The organism is Tumidithrix elongata BACA0141, from assembly GCF_036349135.1.
GTDB lineage: Bacteria > Cyanobacteriota > Cyanobacteriia > Pseudanabaenales > Pseudanabaenaceae > Tumidithrix > Tumidithrix elongata.
This window is the reverse complement of the sequence record NZ_JAZBJZ010000166.1, coordinates 1-8225: the sequence shown is the minus strand read 5'-3', so window position 1 is coordinate 8225 and position 8225 is coordinate 1. Positions and strand designations below refer to the sequence as shown.

12 protein-coding genes are annotated in these 8225 nt (G+C 49.2%); 4 read left to right on the top strand and 8 right to left on the bottom strand.

All coding sequences use genetic code 11. From position 1 onward, the window contains the following. Positions 1-58 precede the first annotated feature (58 nt). The 4 genes from V2H45_RS23820 (at position 59) to V2H45_RS23805 (ending at position 2618) form a co-directional block, all read left to right on the top strand. Complete coding sequence (locus V2H45_RS23820) at positions 59-787, top strand: DUF4388 domain-containing protein (protein WP_330486188.1); 729 nt, start codon at positions 59-61, stop codon at positions 785-787. A gap of 173 nt (positions 788-960) precedes the next feature. Beyond that, a complete protein-coding gene (locus V2H45_RS23815) occupies positions 961-1437 on the top strand; it encodes a hypothetical protein (RefSeq protein WP_330486187.1) in 477 nt (158 codons plus the stop codon). A gap of 68 nt (positions 1438-1505) precedes the next feature. Next, on the top strand, positions 1506-1877 hold the full coding sequence (locus V2H45_RS23810; RefSeq protein ID WP_330486186.1) for a roadblock/LC7 domain-containing protein: 372 nt from the start codon (positions 1506-1508) through the stop codon (positions 1875-1877). A 198-nt stretch (positions 1878-2075) separates the two neighbouring features. After that, positions 2076-2618 (top strand): GTP-binding protein, encoded by a 543-nt coding sequence (locus V2H45_RS23805; protein ID WP_408648893.1) that lies wholly within the window; start codon positions 2076-2078, stop codon positions 2616-2618. 36 nt (positions 2619-2654) lie between these two features. Here the strand turns inward: V2H45_RS23805 and V2H45_RS23800 are convergent, their stop codons facing one another. The 8 genes from V2H45_RS23800 to V2H45_RS23765 form a co-directional block, all read right to left on the bottom strand. Continuing rightward, the gene (locus V2H45_RS23800; RefSeq protein ID WP_330486184.1) at positions 2655-3566 is read right to left on the bottom strand and encodes a F0F1 ATP synthase subunit gamma; all 912 of its coding nucleotides are present in this window, start codon (positions 3564-3566) and stop codon (positions 2655-2657) included. Continuing rightward, positions 3563-5107 carry an alternate F1F0 ATPase, F1 subunit alpha gene (locus V2H45_RS23795; protein ID WP_330486183.1) on the bottom strand — a complete coding sequence of 515 codons (1545 nt, stop codon included), beginning with the start codon at positions 5105-5107 and terminating at the stop codon, positions 3563-3565. The genes V2H45_RS23800 and V2H45_RS23795 overlap by 4 nt, the downstream gene beginning before the upstream one ends. After that, positions 5100-5963 carry a F0F1 ATP synthase subunit B family protein gene (locus V2H45_RS23790; protein ID WP_330486182.1) on the bottom strand — a complete coding sequence of 288 codons (864 nt, stop codon included), beginning with the start codon at positions 5961-5963 and terminating at the stop codon, positions 5100-5102. Before V2H45_RS23790 ends, V2H45_RS23795 begins: the two co-directional genes overlap by 8 nt. Before the next feature lie 5 nt (positions 5964-5968). Further along, on the bottom strand, positions 5969-6286 hold the full coding sequence (locus tag V2H45_RS23785; protein ID WP_330486181.1) for a F0F1 ATP synthase subunit C: 318 nt from the start codon (positions 6284-6286) through the stop codon (positions 5969-5971). Positions 6287-6377: 91 nt separating this feature from the next. Then, on the bottom strand, positions 6378-7043 hold the full coding sequence (locus tag V2H45_RS23780) for a F0F1 ATP synthase subunit A (RefSeq protein WP_330486180.1): 666 nt from the start codon (positions 7041-7043) through the stop codon (positions 6378-6380). Then, positions 7044-7343, bottom strand: a complete 300-nt coding sequence (locus V2H45_RS23775; protein WP_330486179.1) for an ATP synthase subunit I — start codon at positions 7341-7343, stop codon at positions 7044-7046. Beyond that, positions 7336-7740 carry an AtpZ/AtpI family protein gene (locus V2H45_RS23770; protein WP_330486178.1) on the bottom strand — a complete coding sequence of 135 codons (405 nt, stop codon included), beginning with the start codon at positions 7738-7740 and terminating at the stop codon, positions 7336-7338. Before V2H45_RS23770 ends, V2H45_RS23775 begins: the two co-directional genes overlap by 8 nt. Beyond that, positions 7737-8126, bottom strand: a complete 390-nt coding sequence (locus V2H45_RS23765; RefSeq protein ID WP_330486177.1) for a F0F1 ATP synthase subunit epsilon — start codon at positions 8124-8126, stop codon at positions 7737-7739. Before V2H45_RS23765 ends, V2H45_RS23770 begins: the two co-directional genes overlap by 4 nt. Between the last annotated feature and the right edge of the window lie 99 nt (positions 8127-8225).

The window sequence follows — 8225 nt, the reverse complement described above, 5'->3', positions numbered from 1 at the left end:
CTCTTTTTATTTTCGTTTTTCGTCTCTGACTGATTTTTAGAGGTGCCCTTATGTTTGGATCCATCAGGGGCGCGTTGTAGCCACAGCCGATCGCCTAGATTCTCTAGGACTATCAACCATGCTCGAACAGCGAGGGTGGCTCAAAAACTTGAGTCCTGCCAAGGAGTACACCTCCTGCTCTCTCGATATGCCTTTAGGAATTCACTTAAAATCCCAAGGAATTTTGCAAACTGAGCATCTAAAAATTCTCTTTAACTCGCAAGTGGTCAAACAGGTCTGCACGGTATTTCATCTCACCGATGGACAGTTTCGCTTTGACCCAACCATTCAAACGCCAAAAGCAGAAATGACGGGGCTAAGTCTGCCCGCCACCGAAGCAACGCTGATGGGATTGAGAGGTTTGCGCAATTGGACCAGCCTTAATGAGAAGTTGCCTGCGCCCGATTCCTCAATATTTGCGACAATTTCAGGCAAACCTCAGTTGCGTTTGGATCCTCAGGAATGGCAGATATGGGAATTTGCCAATGGCACTCTAACATTACGATCAATTGCCGCAAAATTGCAGCTTCCGATCGAGAAAGTTCAGCAGATTGCATTCCGTTTGATTGTGGTTGGTTTAGCGGAGGAAGACCCCGGATGCTTGTCAGCTACGAATGCCAACGAACCCGAGCAGTCTTTACCCGAGCCCATCGAAGAGACACCTGAGGTTAACGAGACTGCTGGAAGAGAAGTTGTAAGCAACTCTTTTATTAAAAATTTGCTCGGATTTCTACAAAATAAGGTCTAAATAGATCCTTAAGGTAGAAACATTCGTTCATAAAGAGCTCGGTAAATTGAACAGCCTTGATTGTTTAAATTGCCTTGTAGCCAATGTTTCAGGAGCATTGGGGGAACTGTTGATGATGTCTGCAATATCAACAGGATGTCAACTAGAAAATTATAGAAAGGACAAAAATTGTTATGACGGAACTATACACTCGTAAAGAACTCGGTGAATTCAACAGCGTAGTTTGTTTCAAAGCTCTGGTAACTGGTGTTTCTGAAACATTAGGCGATAAAGCAGCGGCGATCGCTTTAACCGCAGCAGGTCGTCAACGTGGCAAAGATCTCGTAGCGTCACTAGGCTTAAAAGGACAAGGCAATGTCGATAGTCTCGATACTCTTACCAAAGCCCTCGATGATGCTGTTGGGAAAAATGGAACGAGGCTCTGTGCTATTGACAAGATTGTTGCCGATGGTGACGCCTTGAAGGTCTACACCTCTGAAACAGTTTGCTCTGCTAACGAACCCATAGGTTCCAAGATGGAATGTACGTTTACCTTGGGAGCAATTTGGGGAGCTATCGAAGCTGCCCTCGGCAAACGCTATCGTGGAAAACAAATCGAGTCAGTCTTGCGCGGTGGCAGTCACGATGTATTTGAGCTTACATTGTTCTAAATCTGTCTATCTATACGCTCGAAATCAAAAGAAATCACAAACAAGTAAGGAAACGAAAGGAAAAGAATATGGCAATTAATTCTGGGAAGTTGGAAGGAATTCTGCAAAATTTTGTTAGCGGCACGAGTGAAGTTCAAGGAGCAGCTTTAGTTTCTCCTGACGGCTTGAGCTTGGCATCAACCCTACCTGCTGCAATGGATGAAGAGAGAGTAGCAGCGATGTCAGCGGCGATGCTTTCCCTCGGCGAACGAATTGGTGCTGAACTTTCTAGAGGAAGTATCGATCGCCTTTTTGTTGAAGGAGATAGTGGCTATGGCATTCTCACAAGTTGTGGTCCCGAAGCAGTACTGCTAGTTCTAGCTGGTCAAGCAGCAAAGCAAGGACTCCTCATGCTAGAAATTAAGCGAGTTACAAGTGAGTTAAAGCTTGCTCTAGCTTAAGCTGAGAAGCTGTTTAAAGCGATCGTAGTGGGAGCGTAAGCTCCCACCCCCAATAAATTCTTACGTGCATTTTGTCTCTCAACCGTTGTAATTGCAAGTAACAGGGAAAATACCATGTTAGATGTTCAATCGAGAACGGGTTTTGGAGATCGAGATCTACAGAAAAACTCCCCTAGTGTTTCACAGAATAAAATGTCAATTGAAATTATGCGCCTAGTGGTGACAGGCACTGTAGGAGCTGGCAAGTCTACTTTTATTCGCTCTGCAAGCGAAATTGATGTTGTCGATACCGATCGCGTGGCTACTGATGAGACAGCCTTGCTCAAAAAGAAAACGACTGTTGCCATGGATTTCGGACGATTGAGTTTTGGTCCAAATATGGCATTACATCTATATGGAACGCCTGGTCAAACGAGGTTTGACTTTATGTGGGATATTTTAATCAAAAAAGCCCATGCTTACATTCTATTGGTTGCTGCCAACAGACCCAGCGAGTTCCGTTATGCTCGAAGAATTCTAACTTTTATGAACCGTCGGGTGAAAATCCCTCTCATTATTGGACTAACCCACATGGATTGTGAGGGAGCTTGGACTAGCGAAAATATTGCTATTGCTTTGGGCTTTGTCAATCCGCAATCTCAGCCACCTATAATTGCGGTCAATGCCAACGAGCGAGATTCTGTGGTGCGGGCGCTCATTGCCCTGATGCAGCATTACATAGAGCAAGCGGGGGCAGCATAAAATTCATCTTTAAGGGGCATCTTTAAAACCTTGAAATCAATAAGCGGTCACGATCTCTAAAAGCTCCGCAGTGATGGCAGTTTGACGTTCTTGCTGATAGGCGATCGTAAATTCTGCAATGCGTTCTTCAATATTCTTTTCGGCGATTTGCATGGAGGCGAGGCGACTGGCATTTTCGCTGGCGAGGGACTCAACAAAGGCGCGATAGAGGGAAATAAAGAAATATTGTCGCAATAGCGAAGCGAATAGTCGATCGCTGGCCATAGTAAACGTGGGCAGCGATCGCGATTGCCATGTCCGCTGTGCGATCGTTTGCAACCATTGCCGATCGAGGGGCAAGAGTTGTAGCTTGCTGGGTTCGCTAAAGGTACTGGCATGGAGGCGATTGTAAAAAAGCAGGATGCGATCGATCCGATCGCGATCGCGCCAAGTTTCGATTTGAATCAACATTTCCTGTACCATCGGCGTAATCCCTGCCAGAGAACTGGGCATCTCAAAGGTTTGGGCGATCGCAAAACCCGCAGTTTCTAAGGGAGGGATAATTCTTGTGCCGACGGTAAACACAGACAGGCGATCGGCTGCGATCTCTGCATGTTGAATTTCCGCGATCGCGTAACGGGCAATCTGTTCGTTAAATTGTCCGCACATTCCCTGTTCTGAGCCAAAGACGATCGCACCGCAGCGTTTGCCCGAAAATTGAGTCAGTGCGAAAGGCGTACTTTTGAGAGGCTCGTGTATGCCATTCGCTTGGATGAATCCTTGTGGATGCATTGTTTTGAGAACGACATACAGTCCCTTTTCGATGGTTTGGCTGTATTCACTCAGGGATGCTACCGCTTGCTCGTATTGATGGATATTGACTGCCGCCAGCACCTTCATCATTTTGACGACCGATCGCAGGTCGGTCGCCGTATGGATTTGGCGTTGCAGCGATTGAATGGAGGTCATGGGGTTCCTCCTGTTTCTGAATTATTGTTTGAATTACTGAGGCGATCGCGGGCAACCCGCAACAGAGATGCGCGATCGCTTGCACTCAAAGCTTCACCCCGTTCGATCCGATCGCAGAGATCGGGTAATTGGGCTGCGACTACTTGGGCGATCGCAGTTTCACATGCGCCAATTTGACCGATGGGAATGGCATCGAGCAACCCTTCGGTAACGGCAAGCAGGATGGCGATTTGGGTAGCGACGGGCATGGGTTTGTACTGCGGTTGTTTGAGTACTTCGCGCACGCGCCGCCCCCGTTCTAGGGCGAGGCGGGTCGATTCTTCTAGGCGCGTACCAAAGCGAGAGAAAGCTTCGAGTTCTTCAAATTGCGAATAGGAGAGGCGCAACGCCCCTGCGACAGAACGATAGGCGGGTAGCTGGGTTTTACCCCCGACGCGGGAAACAGATTTGCCCACATCGATCGCGGGCAATACCCCTTTTTGAAACAGTCCCGGCGACAGGTAGATCTGTCCGTCCGTAATCGAAATTAGGTTGGTGGGAATATAGGCAGCCATGTTTTGGGCTTCAGTTTCCAAGATCGGCAGGGCAGTGAGCGAACCACCACCGAGATCGGGATGAAGGTGCGTAGATCGTTCTAGCAAGCGGGAATGAATGTAGAAAATATCCCCAGGGAAGGCTTCACGACCAGGGGGACGGCGCAACAACAGCGAGAGTTCGCGATAGGCACGGGCATGGGTAGTGAGGTCGTCGTAAATAATCAGAACATCGCGCCCCTGTTCCATAAAATATTCTGCCATGGTCGTTGCGGCATAGGGAGCGACGAACTGCAATCCGGGCGGTTCTTCACCCCCTGCCATAACGACGGTGGTATAGTCCATCGCGCCGTATTCTTCCAAATCTGCAATTAGTTTGGCAACGGCGGTGCTGCGCTGCCCGATCGCGCAATATATGCAGAGAACATTTTTGTCTTTTTGATTGACGATCGTATCGATCGCGAGGGCACTTTTACCCGTTTGGCGATCGCCCAAAATCAATTCCCGCTGTCCGCGACCGATGGGAATGAGGGCATCGATCGCCTTGATTCCCGTTTGCAGAGGCACATTCACAGGAGCGCGATCCATAATTGCGGGGGCATTGCGTTCGGCGGGACGACGCTGGGAAGTACGGATCGCGCCTTTGCCATCGAGGGGACGACCGAGGGGATCGATCACCCGTCCGAGAATCGTATCGCCCACGGGAACTTCTAAAACCTTGCCTGTGCGCCGCACTTCAAAGCCTGCCCTGAGGCGATCGCTGGCATCGAGCAGGATAATACCCACTTCCTCGGGATCGAGGTTAAACACCATGCCCAGAGTGCCCCCTGCAAAGCGAACGATTTCTTCCGATTCCACATGGGGCAGACCCGTCACTTTGGCAATGCCCTGTCCGATCGACTGCACGATGCCGATTTCCTGCGATCGCAGGTCGGGGGGATGGGTGCTGAGTACGCGATCGTAAAGAGAGAGGGTCTCGTTGAAAATGGTTTGCAAAAGATTATCCATGGGCTGGCTCTACTCCTTCTGCATTAATTCCCTCGCCTATTTCTTCACCGATTTCTTCGCCTATTTCTTCGCCAATCTCTTCACCGAGAACAGAAGCTAAATTCTCTGCGATCGCATCGAGATAGGCTTCAATACTCCAAGTCAGTTTGTAGCCCCTACCGCGTAGTTCGATGCCGCAAATTAAATCGGGTTGGGTTTCGCAGTCCAAATGTAAGTCTCCTAGATTCGCTGCATTCAAGTAATTCTGTAAGACCTGCGCGATCGCAGTGCGAATTGACTCGGGTAATTCAAAAGCGCTCACTAGGGTGAGGGCAATGCCACTCTGCTGCTCGGTTTGAGTTAAGGCAGTCACTAAGGCAGTGCGATCGCGATCGGCAAGATTTTGCAAGCGTTGTAGGAATATCTTGGCGATCTGTGCCTCTAACGTGACTTCTGCCAAATCCTTGAGTACCAACTGTACGCTCATCTGTAGCTGCTGCATGGTGCGATGGCGCACCTCTTGCAAAAAGGCTTCTTTCTGTCGGCGCAGGCTTGCCTGCCACTGCGATCGCGCTACTGCCGCCGCATCACGCACTTCCTGTAACAACCTCTGGCGGGTTTGTTCGACTTCCGCCTGTGCTTGGGTGAGTAATTCCGCTTGTCGTGCCGCTAGGTCTGCTTGCATTTGTTGGTAATGGGCGACCTCCTGTTGTGCCTCCTGCTGCTGCTGCTCGGCGGAATTTAAGCGATCGCGAATTGTTTGTTCGCGACGTTCCATCGCCTTGACGATCGGCTTGTAAAGTAAGCGTTGCAGCACAAATACCAAAACAAAAAAGTTGACGATTTGCGCCGCAAAGGTAACCCAGTTAATTTCCACGCTTGTTACCCCCCGACTTTCGTAACGGCAGAAATCACATAATTCCAAAAGGGATTCGCAAAAATCAAGATCAGCGAGATCACAAAACAGTAAATCGCCACCGATTCGATAAATGCCAGCCCCACAAACAACGTGCGCGTAATCGTGTTGGCTTCGTCGGGTTGCTGGGCGATCGCGTTCAGGGCTTGGGCGATCGCTTTTCCTTCACCGAGAGCAGGTGCGATCGAGCCGATGGCAATGGTCAACCCCGCCGTTAAAATCGAAATCGTTCCCACAATCCAAACAGCCATAAAAATGGGATTGCTACTATCAAGATGCGTCATAATGCCCGTCCTTATTTGAGTCTAACCGTTTTAGATTTTGGATTTTGTAGAAAAAGAAGTAATGCCTTACAGTCTCCCCTCTGTCTGAGAATTAATCCCCATGACTTGCCGAGCCAATGTACACCAATGCCAAAATCGCAAAGATATATGCCTGGATGATCCCAGTGATTAGGCCCAGAAGCTGCATGATCGCAGGAAAGAAAAAAGGTGCGATCGCCAGTAATAGGGCAGCAATCATGCCTTCGCTCATGACGTTCCCGAATAGGCGAACGGCTAGGGCTAGGGTGCGAGAGAGTTCGCTAATGATGTGAAACGGCAGCATGATCGGACTGGGTTTCAGGTATTGGCGCAGGTAATTCCCCAGCCCCTGTTGGCGAATCCCGAAAACAGGGACGGCAAAAAACACGCAAATGGCTAGAGCCGCTGTGGTAGAAAGCGATCCCGTGGGTGGATGATAGAAAGGCACGATCGCCAGCAAATTCGACGTGGCAATGAAAATAAACAGGGTTCCGATAAAGGGAAGATAGCGATCGGGATCTTTGCCGCTGGTTTGACGAATTTGTTCTCGAACCGTACTCACCAAAACTTCTAAAAAATTTTGCCAGTGGCTGATTTCGACATCGCTAGAAAGCTTGCGCGTAATCGCCCAAGAGCAGATTCCCAAAAACAAAATAATTGCCCAAGTGAAGACCAACGTCGCATTGAGCGTGATATCCCCCCATTGCCAAAACACAATTGAATCGGGACTAATATGCATTTATCCTCCTCGCTTTGGTGCGATCGGTTGGAGTCGCTCAATCGTGCGATTGCGAATCCAGAAAAACATGCCCAAACAAGCGATTAAATGCAGGGGCGCATAGTCTTTGATGCAAAAAAGCAATAGAGAAAATCCCGCCAACACAATCCCTAACCTTCCAAAAAAGCTGCCTAGGGCTAAGAGGACGGGGGCGCGGGCTTTGGGTAGTTTTCGCACCGTCACCCACAATCCGCCAAAATAAATCGTGCCTAGCACAGCACCTAAAATTAGCGTCACGGGTAAAAAGAACAAACTAATCATGTTTGACCTCCGTTTCAGAATTACGTTCGATATCGGGATCGGGATCGGTTAAGCGGTCTAGGGGGGCTTGCGATCGCACCATGCGCTCTTGCTCTTGGGCAACCCACTGCCAAGCCACCAAGCAACCCAGCGTCAAGCCGCCCAGCATCAGTGCCAATGTCCAAGACATCTGACTGGGAAACTGGCGATCGATCCACATGCCTAGCGCCATGCCTAAGAGCGTGGGCGCGACCACCGACCAACCGACCAAACCTGCAAAACCCAGACCGAACCAGACGCCCCCAAAGGGTTTGGTTTGACGGGCGTGTAATTTGCGCTGTTCCTTGGTGGCGATCGCTTCCGTAAAGTCATGGGCAGGCGATCGGGCTTTGCGCCGCGAAGATTCAGGGGATTTCATAAAAATTCACCTAACTCGATAAAACGTCGAATCGTGCTGATTTCGAGTTTTGCCAATACCGATCGCGCTGTTTTTTCGCGATCGCTGAAAGCCCGAAATTGTTGGGCGATCGTTTGTCGCAACATCCCTAGATCCTCTCCCTTAACCGCGTGTTGGGTCGAAACTGTAACGGTATCTTCTTGTTTAATTAAAATTCCTTCATCAACTGCCCAAAACTGTTCTTTTCCTTCCTCGGGAATAAACGATAGCAAACTCGGTACGAGTATCGCCACAAAGTCCACATGGCGTGGCAGCAGGCAAAACGAACCATTCTCAGCTTCGGCAACGACTTTGCTGACTTCTGTTTCCAGCAAAATCTTGGTAGGTAAGATAATTTTGAGCAGCATGACACACCACTCTAATGCTTCTGAACGACTTCTTCAACTGTACCAATCCTAAGTACAGGACAAAAGATTGAGAGCATTAGAAAAGGCATCAGCGTTGAG

Bases quoted from the DNA above. Each gene is read 5' to 3' on its own strand.
- V2H45_RS23800 (WP_330486184.1), bottom strand. From the start codon at position 3,566: ATGACCTCCATTCAATCGCTGCAACGCCAAATCCATACGGCGACCGAC.
- V2H45_RS23785 (WP_330486181.1), bottom strand. From the start codon at position 6,286: ATGACGCATCTTGATAGTAGCAATCCCATTTTTATGGCTGTTTGGATT.
- V2H45_RS23815 (WP_330486187.1), top strand. From the start codon at position 961: ATGACGGAACTATACACTCGTAAAGAACTCGGTGAATTCAACAGCGTA.
- V2H45_RS23765 (WP_330486177.1), bottom strand. From the start codon at position 8,126: ATGCTGCTCAAAATTATCTTACCTACCAAGATTTTGCTGGAAACAGAA.
- V2H45_RS23810 (WP_330486186.1), top strand. From the start codon at position 1,506: ATGGCAATTAATTCTGGGAAGTTGGAAGGAATTCTGCAAAATTTTGTT.
- V2H45_RS23795 (WP_330486183.1), bottom strand. From the start codon at position 5,107: ATGGATAATCTTTTGCAAACCATTTTCAACGAGACCCTCTCTCTTTAC.
- V2H45_RS23775 (WP_330486179.1), bottom strand. From the start codon at position 7,343: ATGATTAGTTTGTTCTTTTTACCCGTGACGCTAATTTTAGGTGCTGTG.
- V2H45_RS23770 (WP_330486178.1), bottom strand. From the start codon at position 7,740: ATGAAATCCCCTGAATCTTCGCGGCGCAAAGCCCGATCGCCTGCCCAT.
- V2H45_RS23780 (WP_330486180.1), bottom strand. From the start codon at position 7,043: ATGCATATTAGTCCCGATTCAATTGTGTTTTGGCAATGGGGGGATATC.